Below are 19,714 nucleotides of genomic sequence, written 5' to 3'. Positions count from 1 at the left end.
CTGTTCGGCAAGCCGGGTGTGATGGTCCGGGCTGTCTGTCTGCCGAATATCCTAGCCTGACGGGGAGAAGAGGGAGTGTATCAGGAAGCAGATCTGCTTGTGGCGGAGAATGCCGCCGGCGAGTTGGGCTGGACGGGCGCTTCGCGGCCGGTTCAGAGCAGCAGCTCGTCCAGCCCTCGATTGAGTTCTGCGAGCGCCTGCAGGCGTTCTTGGCGGTTGGGCAGGGTGCACAACTGCGCCGCGCGGGCGGAGATGATTCGGACGTCGCTGCGTGTGATGACGTATTTGATTTCGGCATGCCGGTTCGGCGGCACGCTGAATTCGCGCAGGCCAAGTCCCAGGAGCAGGCGAGTATAGGCGGGGTCGCCTGCCATTTCGCCGCACATGGCGACCGGAATGCCGGCTTTGTCGGCGCCATCGAGGGTGAGACGCACCAATTTGAGCACTGCGGGATGAAGCGGGTCGTAGAGGTCGTTGACCGCGTCGTCGGTACGGTCGATGGCGAGCGTGTATTGAATGAGGTCGTTGGTGCCTATTGAAAGAAAATCGAGCCGCCGGGCGAAATCCTCGGCGATGAGCGCGGCTGCAGGCACCTCAATCATGGCGCCGATCGGCATCGAAGGATCGTAATGGCGTCCTTCGCTGCTAAGTGCCTCGCGCTGTTCCGCGATCAGTTCGAGTGCGCGGTGCAGTTCCGACAGATCCGTGAGCATGGGCAGCATGAGCCGCACAGGGCCGTGCGAAGAGGCGCGCAGGATGGCGCGCAGTTGCGGCACGAACAGCGCCGGCTCGCGCAGGCTGAGGCGTATCGCGCGCAGGCCCATGGCCGGATTGGGCGTCTGTTCGCCGATGTCGACGGCGTCGCTGAGCTTGTCTCCGCCGAGATCCAGGGTGCGGATGGTCAGCACCTGGCCCTTGAGGCCGCGTACCGCGCGCCGGTAGATTTTGTACTGTTCCTCCTCGTCCGGCGGGTCGCGGCGGCCAATGAAAAGGAACTCCGTGCGATACAGGCCGACGCCGATTTCGCCCGCCTGGCGCACGGCGTTCAGGTCGGTGTCGAGTTCGATGTTGGCCTGCAGCGTTACATCGGCGCCGTCGGCAGTGACGGTTGGCAGCGTGCGCATGCTGCGTAGGCGCTCGTTGCGCGCGCGCTGCGCGCGCAGTTTCTGCCGGAAACGCCGGGTCAGGGCTTCGTCGGCATCGGCCAGCACCAACCCGGCTTCTCCGTCGATGATGACGCGTTCGGTGTCGTGCAGCAGGCGCCCGGCTGCATGTGTGCCCATCACGGCGGGAATGCCCAGACTGCGGGCGAGGATGGCGGTGTGTGAAAGCGGTCCGCCGTATTCGGTGACCAGGCCGCCGATACGGGCGTGCTGTAGTGCGACGACGTCGGAGGGAGACAGATCCTCGGCCACCACGATGCTGGTTCTCGGCGGCGCCGCGGGCGGGCGTTCGGCATCGTGCTGCAGAAGCCGCAGAATGCGGTCGACGACATGGGACACGTCGTCGCGGCGCGTGCGCAGATAGGGGTCGGCCATGGCGTCGAAAGTGGCGATCAGCTCGTCATGCTGAAGTTTGAGCGCCCATTCGGCGTTGCAGTGCTGTGCGCGAATGTGTTCCACGGGAACGCGGGACAGCAGATGGTCCTCGAGCATCAGCAGGTGCGTATCGATGAAGGCTCCGACTTCGGACGAGGAGTCTTCGGGAATCCGGGTCTTGAGTGCACGCAGTTCGGCGGCAGCGGTTTCGAGCGCAGCGCAGAAACGTTTGATTTCGGGTTCGATCGCTTCGACGGCGAGGGTGTGGCGGCGTATATCGGGGGCGGTGTAGTCGTAGCGGTGCACGCGGCCGATGGCGACGCCGCGTGATATGCCAATGCCGTTGAGCAGCAAGCTCATGGCCGCTTTCCCCTTCGCTGGACTGGAGGGATGCGGTTGCGTCCTCTTCCAGTGTCAGGCTCTAGTTTTCCGTCCCATAAATACCACGCCAACCCGTACTCCCGCAAAGACTCTCTCGGGCAGCGGCGCCTCAATCCGCGCTGGCGTAGCGGCCGTCTAGCTCTTAGGAATCCTCGCCGAAGCGCTGTGCGATGAGTTCGACCAGGGCGCTGAGAGCGTCCTCGGCGTCGGATCCATCGGCGTGGAGCTTGATGCTGCTGCCCTGGGCGGCAGCCAGCATCATGACGCCCATGATGCTCTTGCCGTTGACCTTCTGGCCGTTGCGTTCGACTTCGACGGCGGCCTCGTACTGTGAGGCGAGGTTGACGAAACGGGCCGCAGCGCGGGCGTGCAGGCCCAGGCGGTTGATGATGGTGACGTCGCGGCTGATGCTCATGGTCATCGATTCCTCGGCAGTCTAGTTGTGGCGCGACTGCTGGCAGTCGAGCACGCCGTCGTGCCCACCGCTCAGTGCTTTCGCACTGAGTGTTTCCAGGTCCAGGTTGGGGTAGTTGAGCACCCGCACCAGCATGGGCAGGTTCAGGCCCGCCAGGATGCGCACGTGCGGTAGCTGGTTCAGCCGGCAGGCGATGTTGCTCGGTGTGGAGCCGAACATGTCCGTGAGCACCAGTACGCCTTCGCCCCGGTCGAGTTGCTCGCACATGGCGAGGGCGTCCTCGTACAGCTTGTCGGGATTGGCCGACAGCGGCACGGAAAGCTGCGCGATGGGCAGCGGGTCGGTGCCCAGCATGCTGCGCGCGGTGTCCGCGAGGTCGCGGCCGATGTTGCCGTGGGTGATTAGCAGGAGGCTGACGGACATGGGGTGGGCAGACTACGCGTAAACAATTGCGGCGACAAGACTGCACGCCAGGCGCGGGTTCTCGGGGTAAATGAGGGGGCGTTCATTCCAGTTCCCGGTGGCGAATGGTGACGGAGGCGCCACGGTTGGCCCGCAGGTGCTCGCCGAGGCGCTGTACGAGATAGACGGAGCGGTGTTGCCCGCCCGTGCAGCCGATTGAAACGCTCAGATAGTTGCGGTTCTCCGCCTCGAAGCGGGGAATCCAGTTCTCCAGAAAACGGCGCAGATCGTCGTACATGTTTTCAACCATGGGGTGCGCTTCCAGGTATTCGCGCACGGCCGGATCGAGGCCGGTCTGGCTGCGTAGCCGCGGCTCCCAGTGTGGATTGGGCAGACAGCGGACATCGAATACGAAATCCGAATCGGTCGGTACGCCGTGTTTAAAACCGAAGGACTGGAATTGCAGCGACAGTGCGCCGGTATGATCGCGTCCGACACGCTCGCGAATCTGCGCGGTCAGCTGGTGGACGTTGCTGTGCGTGGTGTCGATGGTGAGGTCGGCATGCGCGGCGATTTCGCTGAGCAGCGACCGTTCGAGGTGGATGGCCTCGATCAGCGGCAGCCCCTTGCGCGACAGCGGGTGTTTGCGCCGGGTTTCGCTGAAGCGCTTGAGCAAGGTGTCGACTTCGGCTTGAAGATAGATGATCTCCAGTTCGACGCCCTGGTCGCGGATCTCGCGCACGATGCTGTCGAAGCGGCGCAGTTCCTCGACGCCGCTGCGTGCGTCGATGCCGACCGCTGCGGCGTCGTACAGTTTCAGGCGTGGCGTGAGCAACTGGGTCACGAAGGGCGATAGCAAGCCGAGGTGGAGGTTGTCGATGCAGTAGAACCCTTCGTCCTCGAGTGCATGCAGGGCGACGGTCTTGCCCGAGCCGGAGAGCCCGCTGACGATGATGAGTCTCATGTGCGCTGGGCCTCGATCAGGTGCAGCTGACGCTGGGCCAGGTCCTCGGCTGCATCGTAGCCGGAATCGCGCAGTTGATGCTTGCGCACTGCCGCTTCGACTAGCACGGCCAGATCGCGGCTGGGTGCGACGTTGATGACGGTGACCGGCACGGTGACGCCGAGCAGTTCGCGCTCGGCCAGCACGCCTTGCAGACGCGTGGTTTCCGTCGCGGCGGGTTCGGCGTGGCGCAGGTCGATGATCAGCTGCAGATTCTTCCGGTCCTTGATGGCGTTGTCGCCGTACATGGCGCGAATGTTGAGCACGCCGAGCCCGCGAACCTCCAGCATGTCCTGCAGTACCGCAGGACTGTGGGCCTGCAGCGTGTTGGGCGTGATGCGCGCCAGTTCCGGGGCATCGTCGGCGACCAGCCGGTGTCCGCGCGTGACCAGTTCCAGCGCCAGTTCGCTTTTGCCGACGTTGCTGTCGCCGGCCAGTAACACGCCGATGCCAAGCACTTCCATGAACACGCCGTGCATGGTGATGCGCTCGGCAAGCGCTTCGCTGAGGTAGTAGCGCAGCTGGCTGAGCAATTCCTGTTCGGCCAGTGGCGTGGTGAACAACGGCACGTTGCGCGAGTCGGCCGCGGCGCGCAGGGTCTGGCCGGCGGTCAGACCGTCGGCCAGCAGCACCACGACGGTGGCTTGAAACAGATGTCGGATGGCTTCGGCGCGTTCGGCCGGCGGCAGCTCGGTGAGATATTCCATCTCGGCCGGGCCGATTACCTGAACCGCACTGGTGGTGATGAGGTCGAGATGGCTGACCAGCGTGGCGCCGCCCCAGGGGCAGCGGGCGCTGCTGAGTGCGCGCTGTGCGCCCTTGCGCCCAGCCGTCCATTCGAGCTGCAGCTTGTCGCAAAGAGTCTCGAACAGCATCTGAACAGTCAGCGGAGTGGATTCCATGCTGGCTAGTCTACTGAATTCCGGGGCGCTTTCGGCACTTCTGCGCCCCGGATTCTTGTCCGGTCAGGCGGCGTGCCGCGCACTCCATTCGGTTAGTGCGCGGTAAAGCGTCTCGCTGTCCGTACACTGGCGTAGTTGTGCAACGGTGTCGGCGTCACGAAACAGTCTGGCGAGCTGAGCGAGGATGTCGAGATGCGCGTCAGTGCATTCCTCCGGCACGATCAATGCGAAGAGCAGATCGACGGGGTGTTTGTCGGGCGCGTCGAAATCGATCCCTTCGTGCAGTTTGACGAATGCGCCGACTGCCCGTCCGATGCCTTTCATGCGCCCGTGGGGAATGGCTACGCCCGCACCGAGCCCGGTGCTGCCCAGTCGTTCGCGCGCCAGCAGAGTGTCGAAAACCTCATCGGCCGAAAGGCCGGTTTCCTCACTGCCTAGCAGCTGACCGAGCAATTCCAGAGTACGTTTTTTGCTGGTAACGTCGGCGTTGTCTACGACGCGATCCAGGCTCAGTAGTTCGCCGATCTGCATGGTGTGACCTACAGCGTTGGTGGATTCAGGCAAGACGTTTGTCGGCGTCGGCCTTGTGGTGGTCCTTGATCTTTTCCTTGTGCTTGACGACCTGCCGGTCGAGCTTGTCCACCAGACCGTCGATGGCGGCGTACATGTCCTCGGTTTCCGCTTCCGCATGCAGCTGGTTGCCGCCGAGCAGCAGACTGGCTTCGGCCTTCTGGCGGAGTTTCTCGACGCTGAGCACGACATGTACGTCGATCACATTGTCGAAATGGCGCTCCAGGCGCTGGAATTTCTCTTCGACGTAGGCACGCAGCGGGTCGGTGAGTTCGAGGTGGTGGCCAGTGAGGTTGATCTGCATGGGTGACTCCATTGTTGTCTGTCAGGCCTTCGTCAGGCGTTTGCGTTCGCTGGAAGAGAGAATATTCATGCCCTCGCGGTACTTGGCGACCGTGCGGCGGGCCACCTGAATGCCCTTCTCTCCCAAAAGGGCGGCGATTTTACTGTCTGAAAGGGGTTTGTCGCCAGGTTCCCCTTCGATGAGCTTGCGAATCATCGCGCGGATGGCCACCGCCGAGCACTCGCCGCCGTCGGCGGTGCCGACATGGCTGGAGAAGAAATACTTGAACTCGAAGATGCCGCGCGGGGTGTGCATGTATTTCTGCGTGGTGACGCGGGAGATGGTCGATTCGTGCATTTCGACCTGCTCGGCGATGTCGCGCAGTACCAGCGGTTTCATGGCTTCCTCGCCATATTCGAGAAAGCCGCGCTGTTGTTCGACGATGGCGGAGGCCACGCGCAGCAGCGTTTCGTTACGGCTCTGCAGACTCTTGATGAACCAGCGTGCCTCCTGCAGCTGGTTTTTGATGTAGGTGTTGTCCGTGCTGGTGTCGGCGCGCTTGACCATGGCTGCGTAGGTGGCGTTCACGCGCAGGCGCGGGATGGCTTCGGTGTTGAGTTCGACGCGCCAGCGCTGATCCTGCTTGCGCACGATGACGTCAGGTACGATGTACTCGGGCCGGCGATCGCTGATCTGCGCACCGGGGCGTGGGTTGAGCGTCTGTATCAGTGCAACTGCGCTCTGCAGGCCGGCCTCGTCGAGTTCGAGGCGGCGCATGAGCGTTTTGAAATCGTGGTTGGCGAGCAGATCGAGATGTTCGCCGATGAGCTTGCGGACGGCTTCCAGCCAGGGCGTGTCGGCGGGCAGTTCATAGAGCTGTGCCAGCAGACATTCGGACAGGTTGCGGGCGCCGCAGCCGGGCGGATCGAGGCGCTGGATGAGGTGCCGTACCGCCTCGATATCCTCGATCTCGAGCGGCTCTTCCAGTCCCAGTTCCTGGGTCAGGCTGTTCTGCAGGGTGGGCAGATCTTCCTGCAGGTAGCCGTCTTCGTCGATGGCGTCGATCAGGTTGATGGCGATCTGCCGGTCCTGATCGTTCATCGTGGTGAGGTGGATCTGCCACAGCAGATGGTCGATCAGCGATTCGTCACCCCCGCTTTGGGATTCGTAGGGATCGCGCTCCTCGCCTTCAAGGCGGCCATTGCCGGAGCCTGGTACGTTGGCCGGCTCATAGATGTCCTCCCAGGCGCTGTCGACGGGCAGGTCGTCCGGGATCGTGTCTTCGGCGCTGGTGGTAGAGTCGTCGTTTTCTTGATCTTCGGCCGGGTAGTTCTCGTCGTTTTCCTCGTCGCTGTCCAGCAGCGGATTGGTTTCTAGAATCTCCTGGATGTGGGTCTGCAGCTCTAGGGTGGAATACTGCAGCAGGCGAATCGCCTGCTGCAACTGGGGCGTCATGGCCAGTTGCTGCCCCAGCTTGAGTTGAATCGAAGGCTTGATCATCGGGTTTCCGTCATTGCGGCGTTTCGCCGCTCGCTCCAGCAGGCCGGTGCCTCCTGTCTGGTTTTTGCTGTGTCATGTCCAGGATTATATCGAATCCATCTCGGATGCAAGATGTGCTCTCGATCCGCATGGTGCGCTCTGCTGGCGTACGAGGCCGGAGGCGCCGTCCGCCGAGGTGCGCGAGGCAGCGCTGGTGCGGCATCACAGTTTGAAGTCTTCACCGAGGTAGACCTCGCGGGCCTTGCGATTGTGCAGGATGTCCTCGGGGCCGCCTTCGGCGAGCACGCGCCCTTCGCTCAGAATGTAGGCCCGTTGGCAGATACCCAGGGTTTCGCGCACGTTGTGATCGGTGATCAGCACGCCGATGTTGCGCTCGCTCAGATGGCGCACGATGCGCTGGATGTCGAGTACGGAAATCGGATCGACGCCGGCGAAAGGTTCGTCGAGCAGGATGAAGGCGGGGTCGGCGGCCAGGGCACGGGCGATTTCGACGCGCCGGCGTTCACCGCCCGAGAGGCTGTAGCCGCGGCTGTCGTGGATATGCCCGATCTGGAGTTCCTCGAGCAGGGCGTCGAGCGCTTCCTCGCGGCCCTTGGCATCGAGTTCCTTGCGCAGTTCCAGTACGGCGCGGATGTTGTCCTCGACGCTCAGACGGCGGAACACGGAGGCTTCCTGCGGCAGGTAGCCGATGCCCATGCGCGCGCGCGCGTGCATGGGGAAACGCGTGATCTCCTGTTCGTTGAGCTGGATGTTGCCTCCATCGGCCTGGATCAGGCCGACCATGATGTAGAAGCAGGTGGTCTTGCCGGCGCCGTTAGGGCCGAGTAGGCCGACCACTTCGCCGCTAGCGACTTCCAGCGAGACGCTGGCCAGTACGTCGCGGCCGCGGTAGCGCTTGGCGAGTTCGGTGCCGCGCAGCACGCTCATTGTTTTGGCGTCTCCGCGGTCTTGCCCGTGGCGGGTGTGTAGGTGGCCTCGATGCGTTGTCCCGGCGCGCCGGCGTCGACCAGGTCGCGCCGGATGTCGTAGACGATGCGACTGGCGCGGAAGGCGTTGCCGCGCTGCTGTAGCTGGGCGTCGCCGGTGAGCACGATGCTCTGTTCGGCGGGGTTGTAGACCATGTTCTTTGCCTGGCCGGTGATGCGCTTGCCTTCGGCGGTGGTGTCTTCGAAGGTCGCCGGCGTGCCGATCATGGTCAGTTTCTGGATCGGTCCGCTGTTGGGGGCGAGGATGTCCAGCTTGTCGCCCTTGATCATGAGTTTGTCCTGGGTGACCACCACGTTGCCGCTGTAGTTTCCGGTGCCTTTCTGCTGGTTGAAGCGGAAATGGTCGGCGCTGATGTGTACCGGAGCCTCGGGCGCTGCCGGAGTTTGCGCAGCGGCGGGCAGGGGCGCCAGGCAGAACAGGGCGGTGGTCAGGAGCAGGCGTGGGCTAATGAGATCGTTTCGCATAGTGGTCGTCAGCGCTGGTAGGTGCTGCGCACCTCGCGCAGCAGTTCGAAGACATGGTCGGCGAAGTCGGCGTGAAGGCCAAGCCCCTGTACATGGTAACCGGGAGCGTCGATGGTCGTATGCGCCTGGCTGGTAGCGGTCTGGGTGCGGATGTTGACGTATAGGTCGGAGGTGACCAGCTTGAGTTCTCCGTCGGTGGCCGAACGCGTTATGACCACCCTCTCGGGCATGTGTACGTGTTCGCCGTCGGCCTGCAGGTCCGCGCGGGGCGTGGTCAGGATGACGGGGGCCCCGGTCTGAGGGTAGACGGTCAGTACGACATCCTGTAGGTGGGTGATGTCGTCGGGTAGCGTGTGGGTCAGGGTCGTGGCCTGCAGACGGTAGCGCGGTTTGCCGTTGGTGCGCATCTGGGTCAGCGTGATACCGCTGGCGCGGTAGTCGACGCCGCTGGTGGGCGGGTGCGGTTTGCTCAGCGGCGGAACGAGCTGGCCCAGCAGCCAGGCGGCCATGGCCACGGTGGCTAGTGCCACGGCTCCGTACCACAGGCGTTGGGCGTTCATGCGCCGCTGCTGCCCGGGTCAGCGGAGGTAGGTGGCGAGCAGACGTTCCAGGTTGCCCTGGACCTGCATGATGCGCTCGCAGACTTCGCGCGCCGCGCCGTGTCCGCCGGGGCTGGCGGTGATCCAGTGGGCATGCTCGCGGATCAGGGGGGAGGCGTCGGCCACGGCTACGGCCACACCGACGCGCCGCATGACGGGCAAGTCGACCACGTCGTCGCCGACGTAGGCGATGGCCTCGGGGCTGTGGCGCGTGGCTTCGAGCAGTTCCTCGAAGGCGGGCAGCTTGTCGCGCCGGCCCTGGATGACGTGGGCGATGCCGAGATCGGCGGCGCGCCGTTCGACGACCTGCGAGCGGCGCCCGGTGAGGATGGCCAGCGCCACGCCGCTGTCCTGCAGCATGCGCATGCCGTGACCGTCCTTGGCGTTGAAGGCCTTGTATTCCTGGCCGTCGTCGCCGAGCAGCAGTCGTCCGTCGGTGAGTACGCCATCGACGTCGAAGATGACCAGACGAATGGCGTTCAGGCGCTGTTGCAGGGCATCGTTGGAGAGTTCGAGCATGGTGTCTTCGCTGTCGCTTCGTTTTCAGACCACGCCGGCGCGCAGCAGGTCCTGCATGTTGAGCGCGCCGATCAGGCGGTTGTCGGCGTCGGTAACGGGCAGGGCGGTGATGCGGTGGTCTTCCATCAGTTTGACCGCTTCAGCCGCCAGCGTTTCCGGGTGGATGGTACGGCAGTCGCGGGTCATTACCTGCTCCATGCGTACGCGCTGGATGTCGTGTCCTTGGTTCAGGGTGCGGCGCAGGTCGCCGTCGGTGAATACGCCGATGACCTTGCGTTCGGCGTCGATGATGGCCGTCATGCCGAGATTCTTGCGCGTAATCTCCAGCAGCGCCTCGCCCAGAGGCGTGTCCGGCGCGACGGCGGGAACGGCGTCGCCCTTGTGCATGATGTCGGCGACGTGCAGCAGGAGGCGTCGGCCCAGGCGTCCGCCCGGGTGCGAGCGGGCGAAGTCTTCGGCGGTGAAGCCGCGGGCCTCGAGCAGTGCGATGGCCAGCGCGTCACCCATGACCAGCGCGGCGGTGGTGCTGGAGGTCGGCGCCAGACCTAGCGGGCAGGCTTCGCGCTCCACGCTGACGTCGATATGCACCGTGGCTTCGCGCGCGAGTGCGGAGTGCGGATTGCCGGTCATGGCGATCAGTGGTACCCCAAGTCGCCGGATGATGGGCAATGTGGCCGGACTTGCCCATGCCGAGTACGACGATGCGTCCGCGGCAGGCGTGCAGATGGCGGCAGGCGGCGACGAAGGCGTCGTCCATCCGCTCGGCGAGCGCTTCGATCGCGGCGGACTCGGTGCGGATGACGGCAAGACCGAGTTCGGTCAGTTGGGAGGCGTCCAGATGCATGGCGTCAAGGAGAGAGATAGATCCAGATTTCATAGCCGATGAATGCGGCGAGCAGCAGCCCGCCTTCGATGCGGTTGATGCGGCGTTCGTCGCTGCGCAGGCTGAAGGCGAAGACGAACAGTAGCACGGTCAAGCCGAGCATGACCGGATAGTCCCGGCTCAGAACCTCGCTAGGCACAGGGCCGGGGTCGATCAGGCCGGGCAGGCCGAGCACGCCGAGTACGTTGAACAGATTGGAGCCGACGACGTTGCCCAGTGCGATGTCGGGTTCGCCGCGGCGGGCGCTAATGATGGATGCGGCCAGTTCCGGCAGGCTGGTGCCGATGGCGACGATGGTCAGGCCGATGACCAGATCGCTGACGCCAAGACGCTCGGCGATATCCACTGCGCCCCAGACCAGAAACTTGGAGCCCGCCAGCAGGATGACCAGCCCCAGAACGAACAGCAGCGTTGCGTGCGCGGTACTCATCGCCTGCGGCAGTTCGAGTTCCTCGGCGATGGCTTCCTGGCGACCGGCACGGCGGGCGCTGTAGACCATCCAGGCCAGAATCAGCGCGAGGCCGCACAGCAGCGCCAGGCCTTCGACGCGTTGCAGGCGGCCGTCGGCGAGCACGAAGTAGCCGAACAGCATGGCGATCAGCAGCAGCGGCAGCTCGCGCTGCAGCAGGCGCGAGTGCACGCTGAGCGGTGCGATCAGCGCGGTGGTGCCGAGCACGAGGCCGATGTTGGCGACGTTCGAGCCGATCGCGTTGCCGATGCCCAGGCCCGGGTTGCCCTGGACGGCGGCCAGGCCCGAGACCAGCAGTTCGGGAGCCGAGGTGCCCATCCCGACGATGGTCAGGCCGATCACCAGCGGCGGCACGCCGAGATTGCGGGCCAGCGCCGCGGCCCCGTTGACGAAGCGGTCGGCGCCCCAGATGAGCAGGGCGAAGCCGGCGGCGATGGCGATCAGGGAGAGCAACATGTCAGGGGCTTGGCTTGTCGGCGTGGCGGTGGGCGAGGGCGCGATTATACATTCCGGCTGCCGGCGAGGCGGTCCAGGCAGGCGTAGACGTTGTGGCGCGGGTGCCAGCCCAGTTCGCGTTCCGCGCGGCGCGTGTCCAGCGCCAGCGAATGGCGCGTGCCCTGCACCCAGCCGGGCTCGCCGACCGCGGGCGTGAGCCACCACAGCAGGCGATGTACCACGGTGGCCGGACCCAGCGGCAGCGGCAGGCGCACCCGGCGCGTGTGGCCAAGCATGTCACGCAGGCTCAGGGCCGGCTGCGCCGCCAGGTTGTAGGCTCCGGCAGCATGGTGGGAGAGGGTCAGCGCGATCGCTTCGGCCACGTCGTCTTCCCAGACGCACTGGGTCAGCGCGCGGGAGGCCGGATAGAAAGGCTGGCGGAGCACGCGGTTGAGGAACGGGTGCGCGTGCGGGCCGATGATGGCGTGCGGACGCAGGCGGGTGACGGCGACGTTGGGATGTGCCGCCTCGAAGCCGTCGAGTAGTCGTTCGACGGCCACCTTGTCCTCCGCGTAGGCGAAGCCGGGCATGGCGCGCAGCGGCGTGTTTTCGTCGAGCAGCGGAGAATTGTCGGGCCAGGCGCCATAGACTGCGGCACTGGAGATGAAGACGATCCGGCCGAGGCCGTGTTGCGCCGCGGCTTCGAACAGCTGCCGGCTGCCCTCGATGTTGACGGCGCGAATGGTTTCGCGGTTGTGGCGGCGCCGGCCGAGGCCCCCGCCCATGAGCACGAAAGCCAGGTGCACCAGCGCGTCGGCGTCGGCGCAGACCTCGGCCGCGGCGGGGTCGCGCACGTCCAGGCGATGGTGCACGTAGCGGGGATCGGCGTAGTCCGCGGCGCGGTGGTCGATGCCGTGAATGCGTTCGATGCCGGGTTCGGCGAGCAGGCGAGGGACGAGCACGCGGGCGAGCCGGCCCGCGCTGCCGCTGACCACCAGGCGCATCAGTCGGCGAAATCGGGCATGACCTGTTCGGCGAACAGGCGCATGCCGGATTCGGTCTGGTCCTGCGCCATGACGCCGGCGCCGAAGGCGCACAGCACGTGATCGACGCCGGCCTCGCGCAGTTCCTGCAGGCGACGGCGGCAATGGGCCGGGTCGCCGACGATGGTCATGCCCAGGGTCTCCAGTACGCTCAGGCTGATGGCTTTGCCCATCAGCGTGCCCAGCTTGCCGAAGCGGCGGTAGTATTCGTAGCTCTCGTAGAGACGCTCGAGGATCTCGCGTGTCTGGCCCAGCAGGTGCCGGTATAGCCAGACGAAACCTTCGCGCGCCTCGCGGCGGGCGGTGCGGTGGTCGGCGTGGCAGTGCACGCCCACGGTCATGGCGATGCGCGCGTTCTTTTCCGGCGGCGGCGTATCCTGCCCGTGATGGTGCTGCCAGGCGTCGCGATAGAGACGGATGTCCTCGCGCACCATGAACCACGGTTTGAACGGGCCGACCAGCACACCGACCCCTTCGCGGGCGGCCAGCTCGAAGCTTTCCGGGCTGACGGCGGCGGCCCATATGGGAGGGTGCGGTGCCTGCAGCACGCGCGGCAGGACGTCCAACTCCCGGAGCTGAAAGTGTTCGCCCTGGAAGTCGACGCGACCGCGGGTGAATGCCTGACGGATAATGGCCAGCGCCTCGGCGGTGTAACTGCGGCTGTCGCGCATGTGGCGGCCGAAGGCTTCGTATTCGGTGGGCGAGAAGCCCCGGCCGTAGCCGAACTCGATACGCCCGCCCGATAGTACGTCGAGGGTGGCGACCTGTTCGGCGACCTGTACCGGATGATGGTAGGGCAGCGGGATGATGGCGTGGCCGAGGCGCAGGCGCTGCGTTCGCTGGCTGGCGGCGGCAAGGAACAGGCCGGGTGAGGTGCTGTGCGAATATTCAGGCATGAAATGGTGTTCGACCAGCCAGCCGGTGTCGAAGCCGAGGGTTTCGGCAAACGCCCATTGGTCCAGCGTGGCCGAGAAGACCTCGGCTTCGCTGCGGCCGGTAAAGGTCGGTACGGAAAGTTCGTTGAACAGATCGAAGCGCATGGCGGGACGCAGTGTACTACGTCGCCGAGGCCGGGACATGCGGTCTGTACGGGATGGTCTGCAATGCGATATGCGCGCTGAGCGAAGAGGACCGTGGTGATGAGAACCGAAGGGGTTCGGGTTGATGTCGGTGCCTGGGATTGGCAGAGCCCGGCCTGGGGCGAAGAGTATTATCCGGAGGACTTGCCGCAAGAGTGGCGGGCGGCCTATTACACGAATGAATTTCGCTGTGCGGGTCTGCCGGCGGCGGCGTGGTCGGCGGTGCAACTGAGGGCATGGCGCGAGGACCTGCCGGAGCATTTCGCGCTGTGGCTGGAATGTGGTCCGGCGCAGTTGGCGGATCCGGAGGTCGTGCCGGCGCTGGCCGCGCTCGGTTCACGGCTGTCCGGTATCTGGTTGGGAGGGAGGGGTGATCCCGCTGCGTTGCGGGCCTCGGGCATTCGGGTGATCGAGGCGCCGTGGGATGCCGGCCGGCGGTTGGGGGAAGCTGCCGTTGGCCTGTACCGCGCGGACACGGAGCTTGATTTGCGTGCTGCGCGCGAAGTGCTGGAAGCCTTCGCCGCCGCCCCCGGACCACAGTGCAGGCAGCTGTTGGTTACGGGGGCTCCCGCCCAGCTCTCGCGCTTGCGAGAGCTGGGCGAATTGCTGGGTTTCTAGGCTTCGGTAATGCAGTGCCACGGGCCGTTGGCGGAGAGCAATGGTTGACAGCGAACAGGTCTTGCCGAAGACTTCCCCATTCCACGCCATTCTCAGCATGACATGTCCGTTGAATCCACTCCCCTGGTCCGGATCGAGGATCTGAGCTTCAGCCGTGGCGACCGCGTAGTTTTCGATGGCTTGAATGTGGTCGTGCCGCGCAGCAAGGTGACTGCGATCATGGGGCCTAGCGGTACCGGCAAGACCACGTTGCTCAAACTGATCGGCGGGCAGTTGCGTCCGTCCTCGGGCCGTATCCTGGTGGACGGCGAGGATGTGCATCGCCTGTCGGGCGGCGCGCTGTACCGCCTGCGCCGCCGAATGGGGATGCTGTTCCAGAGCGGTGCGCTGCTGACCGATCTCGATGTGTTCGATAACGTTGCGTTCCCGTTGCGCGAGAACACGCGTCTGCCGGAAGGGGTGCTGCGCAGCCTGGTGCTGATGAAGCTGCAGGCGGTGGGCTTGCGCGGGGCGCGCCGACTGATGCCCAGCGAGTTGTCCGGCGGTATGGCGCGTCGCGTCGCGCTGGCGCGCGCGATCGCCATGGATCCGATGATGATCATGTACGACGAGCCGTTCACCGGCCTCGATCCGATCACCATGGGGACGATCGTGTCGTTGATCAAACGCCTGAACGACGGCCTTGGGCTAAGCAGTATCGTGGTCTCGCATGACGTGCCGGAAACCTTGAACATTGCCGATCTGGTCTACGTGATTTCCGGCGGCAAGGTGGTGGCCGAGGGCACGCCGGATGCGTTGCGTGACAACACCTCGCCTTGGGTGCGACAGTTTCTGGACGGGGAGGCCGACGGGCCGGTGCCCTTCCACTATCCGGCGGCCGACTACGCCGAAGACCTGCTGGGACGCGCATGAATATCTTGGACGGGCTGCAGGCGCTGGGGCGCTGGGCGCTGGGCAGTTTCGGGCGTCTCGGCCGCGGCGGCATATTCTTCGTCCGCGTTCTGGCCGCCCTGGGCATGTCGCTGCGACGCCCAGGATTGGTGGTGCGCGAGCTGTATTCGGTGGGCGTGCTGTCGCTGCTGATCGTCGCGGTGTCGGGCCTGTTCGTGGGCATGGTGCTCGGCCTGCAGGGCTACACCACGCTGGTCAAGTTCAATGCCGTCAGTTCGCTCGGCGTGGTGGTGGCACTGTCGCTGGTGCGTGAACTCGGGCCGGTACTCACCGCGTTGTTGTTCGCCGGCCGTGCCGGCTCGGCACTGACCGCCGAGATCGGTCTGATGAAGGCTACCGAACAGCTCTCGGCGATGGAGATGATGGCGGTTGATCCGTTCCGCCGCGTGATCGGCCCCCGCTTTCTGGCGGCGTTCATCGCGGTGCCGCTGCTGGCGGCGATCTTCAACGCGGTGGGCGTGTTCGGGGGCTATCTGGTCGGCGTCAAGATGCTCGGCGTCGACGACGGTACCTTCTGGTCTGCCATGCAGAGTAGCGTCAGTCTGCAGGACGATGTGCTCAACGGCGTGATCAAGAGCGTCGTGTTCGGTTTGGTGGCGGCCTGGATCGCCGTGTTCGAGGGCTATGACGCGGTGCCCACTGCGGCAGGCGTGAGTCGCGCCACCACGCGAACCGTGGTGAACACGTCGCTCGCGGTGCTGGGGCTGGATTTCGTCATGACCGCACTGATGTTCAGTGGCAGTTAAGGTCGGCGATAGCAAACTGTCCATGTCCGCGGGAGACCTGCGGAATGGACGCGCACTTTTTCAATTACCCGCAGTGGGGAGCCAATGATGAGCTCGCGTTCAGTGGAGATTCTGGTCGGCTTGTTCGTGGCTGCCGGCGTTGTCGCCCTTCTGGTGTTGGCGCTCAAGGTCAGCAACCTCAGCAGCCTGGAAGGCAATAACGGCTATACCGTCTACGCCTATTTCAACGACATCGGCGGGCTCAAGGTTCGCGCGCCGGTGACGGCGGCGGGCGTCACGGTCGGGCGGGTGACCGCGATCGACTACGACAAGAAGAATTTCGAGGCCAAGGTGACGATGGACATCAAGCCTCAGTACAACGATTTTCCCACGGACTCCTCGGTGAGCATCTATACCGCGGGTCTGCTCGGCGAGCAGTACATCGCGCTGTCGCCGGGATCGTCTATGCAGAATCTGAAGAACGGCGACCGTATCCGCTACACCCAGTCGGCCGTGGTGCTGGAGAAGATCATCAGCCAGCTCATGGTCAAGTTCACGTCGAAGTAACCGGGTGGCGCGGATCTCGCGGAAGGAGTAGCACGATGATGAAGTGGTTCAGGGTTTGGATGACAGTCTTGCTGTTGCTGCCGGCGGCTCCCGCGGCCTGGGCCGCACAGGATGCCGCATCCGTGCAGGCGGCCGAGGCGGTCGTCAAGCAGGCGGCCAGCGATGCGCTGCAGGCGCTGCACAGCCAGTCCAAGTCAGAGCTGGCCAAGCCGGCGGTGGTGCACAAGCTGGTTTCCCGCTACATCCTGCCGGCGGTGGATATCCAGGCCTCCTCGCGGTTGGTGCTGGGGCACTACTGGCGCACCGCCACGCCGGCGCAACGCAGTGCTTTCGTCGAACAGTTTCAGGAACTGCTGATCAGGACCTATAGCAAGGCTCTTAGCCAGTATCCCGATTCCAGCATCCAGTACTTGAGCAATCGCGACACCTCCGACGGCCGTTTCGCGACGGTGTATAGCCGGGTGGTGCCGCAGGGACACGAGCCGGTCACGGTGAACTACAGTCTGTTCAAGACCAATCAGGGATGGAAGATTTACGATCTGACCATCTCCGGGCTGAGTCTGGTGCAGAGCTATCGCAGCACCTATTCGGAGGAAATCCAGCAGACCGGCCTGGATGCCCTGATCAAGCGCCTGACCCAGCAGAATCAGCAGGCGCAGAGCGGAACCCAGAGCCAGGCGGGGTCGTGAACGCCGCGCTGCGCGCCGTCGAAGCCGGGCGCTACGGTCTCGAGGGCGAAGTCACCGTGGATACCGTGCCGGGCCTGTGGCCGCAGATCGCGGCCGTTGCCGGCAAGGGCGGCGACGTGGAGGTTTCGTGCGCCGGCATCACCCGCGCCGACAGCGCCGCCGTGGCCTGCCTGCTGGAGTGGGCACGTGTGGCCGGCGGCGCCGGCGGCAGCGTGCGGGTATGCGATTTGCCCGAGGTGATGAGAGTCATCATGGACGTCAGCGATCTCGACGGCATCCTGAGCGGCACCTCCACCGCATGAAAGCGTCGCAGTTTGCCCGGGTGCTGCGCCGGCGAGGCGACGTCGCGACGGCGATCGTTTATCATGCGCGCTTTTTGAGCCCGCCGGACCGCGGCGGGTGGTTGGCGGAACATGGATAAACTACTGATCTACGGCGGCGCCCGCCTCGACGGTGAGGTGCGTATCTCCGGTGCCAAGAATGCGGTGCTGCCGATTCTCGCGGCCACGTTGCTGGCGGACAGGCCGATGCGGGTGGCCAACGTGCCGCATCTGCACGACGTGACCACGATGATGGAGCTGCTCGGGCGCATGGGCGTGTCGCTCACCGTCGACGAGCGCATGGGCATCGAGACCGATACCAAGGGTATCCACACGCTGCGCGCGGCTTACGAGCTGGTCAAGACCATGCGCGCCTCCATCCTGGTACTGGGGCCGCTGCTGGCCCGTTTCGGCGAGGCCGAGGTGTCGCTACCGGGCGGCTGCGCAATCGGTTCGCGGCCGGTCAACCTGCATGTCGACGGCTTGCGCGCGATGGGCGCGGACATCGCGGTCGAAGGCGGCTATATCCGTGCCAAGGCCGGTCGGCTGCACGGCGCGCGCCTGGTGCTGGACGTCATCACCGTGACCGGTACCGAGAATCTGATGATGGCAGCGGCGCTGGCCGAGGGCCGCACGATCATCGAGAATGCGGCGCGCGAACCCGAAGTGGTCGATCTCGCCAACTGTCTTATCGCCATGGGTGCCAACATCGAAGGTGCCGGTACCGACACGATCACCATCCATGGCGTCGAGCGTCTGAACGGCTGCAACTACGACGTTCTTCCCGACCGCATCGAAACGGGCACCTTTCTGGTGGCCGGCGCGATCAGCGGCGGGCGAGTGCGCGTCAAGCGCACCTGTGCCTCGATCGTTGATTCGGTGCTGCAGAAGCTGCGTGCCACCGGTGCCGAAGTACGTGTCGGCGAGGACTGGATCGAGCTGGACATGCATGGCGAGCGTCCGCGTGCGGTCGATCTGCAGACGGCGCCGTATCCGGCATTCCCCACCGACATGCAGGCGCAGTTCTCGGCGCTGAATGCGGTGGCCGACGGCGTGGCCAGCATCACCGAAACGGTGTTCGAGAACCGCTTCATGCACGTGCAGGAGCTGCAGCGCATGGGCGCGAACATCCAGGTCAACGGCAATACGGCCATCGTGCGCGGCGTGCCCGAGCTGACCGGCGCGCCGGTCATGGCCACCGACCTGCGCGCCTCGGCAAGCCTGATCCTGGCCGGCCTGGTCGCCAAGGGCGAGACGCTGGTCGATCGCATCTACCATATCGACCGCGGCTACGAGTGCATCGAGGAAAAGCTCGCCCAGCTCGGAGCGCGCATTCGTCGGGTCGCAGGGTGACTTCGTGAACGAACAGACGCTGACCATCGCGCTGTCCAAGGGGCGCATCTTCAAGGACACCGTGCCACTGTTGGCCGACGCCGGCATTGTGCCGGCCGAGGATCCGGAAACCAGCCGCAAACTGATTCTGGAGACCAACGATCCAGGCGTGCGTCTGCTGATCATTCGCGCGACCGACGTGCCGACCTATGTGCAGCACGGCGCCGCCGATCTCGGCGTTGCGGGCAAGGACGTGCTCATGGAGCATGGCGGCGAGGGTATCTACGAGCCGCTGGACCTGCGCATCGCGCGGTGCCGTTTGATGGTGGCAGGTCCGCAGGGCGGCAAGGCCGAATCGCGCCGCCGTCTGCGCGTGGCGACCAAGTTTGTCGACAGCGCCCGTGCGTATTTCGCTTCGCAGGGGCGGCAGGTCGAGATCATCAAACTGTACGGTTCGATGGAGTTGGCGCCGCTGGTCGGGTTGGCCGACTGCATCGTCGATCTGGTCGACACCGGCAACACCTTGCGTGCCAACGGCCTGGAGCCGTGGGAACCGATCGCCGACATCAGCTCTCGGCTGATCGTCAACAAGGCGTCCATGAAGATGAAGCATCAGCGCGTGCAGAAGTTACTTGGGCAGTTGCGGGATGCGGTGGATGCGCGACGCTGAAGTTCCGTTTTTTGGAGCTTGAGTGATCAGTTGGTGGCCTTTGCGGTGCTGGAGTCGGCGTTTTTCCTCCATTTGCTAATCCTTAGGGCTCGTTTCGGGCGTGAACTAGCGTTTGTGGTCAGTGAAGGCGACGTGTTTGCAGACTCTTGCGGCTGATTTCGTGCGCGATTTGAGGTGTGGGACGATTCGCGAAGCGCTCGCGTTGCTTTGCGTTTGGGGTGCTTTTCGTGCGCGAATCAGCGTTAGGTAGTGCTGGTCTTACGTGAGTGACGCGCCCGAGTACCTTTCTTTGCACGCCCAAAGAAAGGTACGAAAGAAAGGCGCCCGAAAGGCCTTGTCCCTACGGGCAGACCTCGAGCGTACACCCCGT

Annotated in this window: 23 protein-coding genes and 1 pseudogene; 8 read left to right on the top strand and 16 right to left on the bottom strand. The window is 64.8% G+C overall.

Annotated features, from left to right (window positions below; all coding sequences use genetic code 11):
• Positions 1-152: 152 nt before the first annotated feature.
• From ptsP to P8014_RS02200, 16 genes and pseudogenes are all read right to left on the bottom strand, one after another.
• The gene (ptsP, locus tag P8014_RS02275; protein ID WP_337815681.1) at positions 153-1,898 is read right to left on the bottom strand and encodes a phosphoenolpyruvate--protein phosphotransferase; all 1,746 of its coding nucleotides are present in this window, start codon (positions 1,896-1,898) and stop codon (positions 153-155) included.
• 163 nt (positions 1,899-2,061) lie between these two features.
• On the bottom strand, positions 2,062-2,334 hold the full coding sequence (locus P8014_RS02270) for an HPr family phosphocarrier protein (protein WP_337815680.1): 273 nt from the start codon (positions 2,332-2,334) through the stop codon (positions 2,062-2,064).
• 21 nt (positions 2,335-2,355) lie between these two features.
• A complete protein-coding gene (locus P8014_RS02265; RefSeq protein WP_337815679.1) occupies positions 2,356-2,757 on the bottom strand; it encodes a PTS sugar transporter subunit IIA in 402 nt (133 codons plus the stop codon).
• An 82-nt stretch (positions 2,758-2,839) separates the two neighbouring features.
• Complete coding sequence (gene rapZ / locus P8014_RS02260; protein ID WP_337815678.1) at positions 2,840-3,700, bottom strand: RNase adapter RapZ; 861 nt, start codon at positions 3,698-3,700, stop codon at positions 2,840-2,842.
• The gene (gene hprK, locus P8014_RS02255; protein WP_337815677.1) at positions 3,697-4,641 is read right to left on the bottom strand and encodes an HPr(Ser) kinase/phosphatase; all 945 of its coding nucleotides are present in this window, start codon (positions 4,639-4,641) and stop codon (positions 3,697-3,699) included. The genes rapZ and hprK overlap by 4 nt, the downstream gene beginning before the upstream one ends.
• A gap of 63 nt (positions 4,642-4,704) precedes the next feature.
• Positions 4,705-5,205: a PTS sugar transporter subunit IIA gene (locus P8014_RS02250; RefSeq protein ID WP_337815676.1), complete on the bottom strand. Its 501-nt coding sequence runs from the start codon at positions 5,203-5,205 to the stop codon at positions 4,705-4,707.
• Positions 5,198-5,515, bottom strand: coding sequence for a ribosome-associated translation inhibitor RaiA (gene raiA, locus P8014_RS02245; protein ID WP_337815675.1), 318 nt, complete (start codon positions 5,513-5,515; stop codon positions 5,198-5,200). Before raiA ends, P8014_RS02250 begins: the two co-directional genes overlap by 8 nt.
• A 21-nt stretch (positions 5,516-5,536) precedes the next feature.
• On the bottom strand, positions 5,537-6,994 hold the full coding sequence (locus tag P8014_RS02240; RefSeq protein WP_337815674.1) for an RNA polymerase factor sigma-54: 1,458 nt from the start codon (positions 6,992-6,994) through the stop codon (positions 5,537-5,539).
• A gap of 201 nt (positions 6,995-7,195) precedes the next feature.
• Positions 7,196-7,921, bottom strand: coding sequence for an LPS export ABC transporter ATP-binding protein (gene lptB / locus P8014_RS02235; protein WP_337815673.1), 726 nt, complete (start codon positions 7,919-7,921; stop codon positions 7,196-7,198).
• A complete protein-coding gene (lptA, locus tag P8014_RS02230; RefSeq protein WP_337815672.1) occupies positions 7,918-8,445 on the bottom strand; it encodes a lipopolysaccharide transport periplasmic protein LptA in 528 nt (175 codons plus the stop codon). Before lptA ends, lptB begins: the two co-directional genes overlap by 4 nt.
• Before the next feature lie 8 nt (positions 8,446-8,453).
• Positions 8,454-9,005, bottom strand: coding sequence for an LPS export ABC transporter periplasmic protein LptC (gene lptC, locus P8014_RS02225; RefSeq protein WP_337815671.1), 552 nt, complete (start codon positions 9,003-9,005; stop codon positions 8,454-8,456).
• Positions 9,006-9,023: 18 nt separating this feature from the next.
• On the bottom strand, positions 9,024-9,563 hold the full coding sequence (gene kdsC / locus P8014_RS02220; protein WP_337815670.1) for a 3-deoxy-manno-octulosonate-8-phosphatase KdsC: 540 nt from the start codon (positions 9,561-9,563) through the stop codon (positions 9,024-9,026).
• 24 nt (positions 9,564-9,587) lie between these two features.
• Positions 9,588-10,407: pseudogene (locus tag P8014_RS02215) on the bottom strand (KpsF/GutQ family sugar-phosphate isomerase).
• Positions 10,408-10,411: 4 nt separating this feature from the next.
• The gene (locus P8014_RS02210; protein ID WP_337815669.1) at positions 10,412-11,371 is read right to left on the bottom strand and encodes a calcium/sodium antiporter; all 960 of its coding nucleotides are present in this window, start codon (positions 11,369-11,371) and stop codon (positions 10,412-10,414) included.
• A 44-nt stretch (positions 11,372-11,415) separates the two neighbouring features.
• Positions 11,416-12,354, bottom strand: coding sequence for an NAD-dependent epimerase/dehydratase family protein (locus P8014_RS02205; protein WP_337815668.1), 939 nt, complete (start codon positions 12,352-12,354; stop codon positions 11,416-11,418).
• A complete protein-coding gene (locus tag P8014_RS02200; protein WP_337815667.1) occupies positions 12,354-13,433 on the bottom strand; it encodes an LLM class flavin-dependent oxidoreductase in 1,080 nt (359 codons plus the stop codon). The genes P8014_RS02205 and P8014_RS02200 overlap by 1 nt, the downstream gene beginning before the upstream one ends.
• Positions 13,434-13,532: 99 nt before the next feature.
• Between P8014_RS02200 and P8014_RS02195 the strand changes: the two genes are divergently transcribed.
• From P8014_RS02195 to hisG, 8 genes are all read left to right on the top strand, one after another.
• Positions 13,533-14,090: a hypothetical protein gene (locus tag P8014_RS02195; RefSeq protein WP_337815666.1), complete on the top strand. Its 558-nt coding sequence runs from the start codon at positions 13,533-13,535 to the stop codon at positions 14,088-14,090.
• Positions 14,091-14,192: 102 nt separating this feature from the next.
• On the top strand, positions 14,193-15,002 hold the full coding sequence (locus P8014_RS02190) for an ATP-binding cassette domain-containing protein (protein ID WP_337815665.1): 810 nt from the start codon (positions 14,193-14,195) through the stop codon (positions 15,000-15,002).
• A 2-nt stretch (positions 15,003-15,004) separates the two neighbouring features.
• A complete protein-coding gene (gene mlaE / locus P8014_RS02185; protein ID WP_337815764.1) occupies positions 15,005-15,787 on the top strand; it encodes a lipid asymmetry maintenance ABC transporter permease subunit MlaE in 783 nt (260 codons plus the stop codon).
• Between the two features lie 87 nt (positions 15,788-15,874).
• Positions 15,875-16,333, top strand: coding sequence for an outer membrane lipid asymmetry maintenance protein MlaD (mlaD, locus tag P8014_RS02180; protein ID WP_337815664.1), 459 nt, complete (start codon positions 15,875-15,877; stop codon positions 16,331-16,333).
• 35 nt (positions 16,334-16,368) lie between these two features.
• Positions 16,369-17,022: an ABC transporter substrate-binding protein gene (locus tag P8014_RS02175; RefSeq protein ID WP_337815663.1), complete on the top strand. Its 654-nt coding sequence runs from the start codon at positions 16,369-16,371 to the stop codon at positions 17,020-17,022.
• Positions 17,019-17,324 (top strand): STAS domain-containing protein, encoded by a 306-nt coding sequence (locus tag P8014_RS02170; protein WP_337815662.1) that lies wholly within the window; start codon positions 17,019-17,021, stop codon positions 17,322-17,324. Before P8014_RS02175 ends, P8014_RS02170 begins: the two co-directional genes overlap by 4 nt.
• 111 nt (positions 17,325-17,435) lie before the next feature.
• Positions 17,436-18,695, top strand: a complete 1,260-nt coding sequence (murA, locus tag P8014_RS02165) for a UDP-N-acetylglucosamine 1-carboxyvinyltransferase (RefSeq protein ID WP_337815661.1) — start codon at positions 17,436-17,438, stop codon at positions 18,693-18,695.
• 4 nt (positions 18,696-18,699) lie between these two features.
• Positions 18,700-19,344 (top strand): ATP phosphoribosyltransferase, encoded by a 645-nt coding sequence (gene hisG / locus P8014_RS02160; protein WP_337815660.1) that lies wholly within the window; start codon positions 18,700-18,702, stop codon positions 19,342-19,344.
• Positions 19,345-19,714: the final 370 nt, after the last annotated feature.

It is taken from the genome of Acidihalobacter sp. (genome assembly GCF_037381185.1).
Classification (GTDB): Bacteria; Pseudomonadota; Gammaproteobacteria; order DSM-5130; family Acidihalobacteraceae; genus Acidihalobacter_A.
Note: the sequence above shows the minus strand (reverse complement) of the source record. Positions and strands in the feature narration are given on the sequence as shown.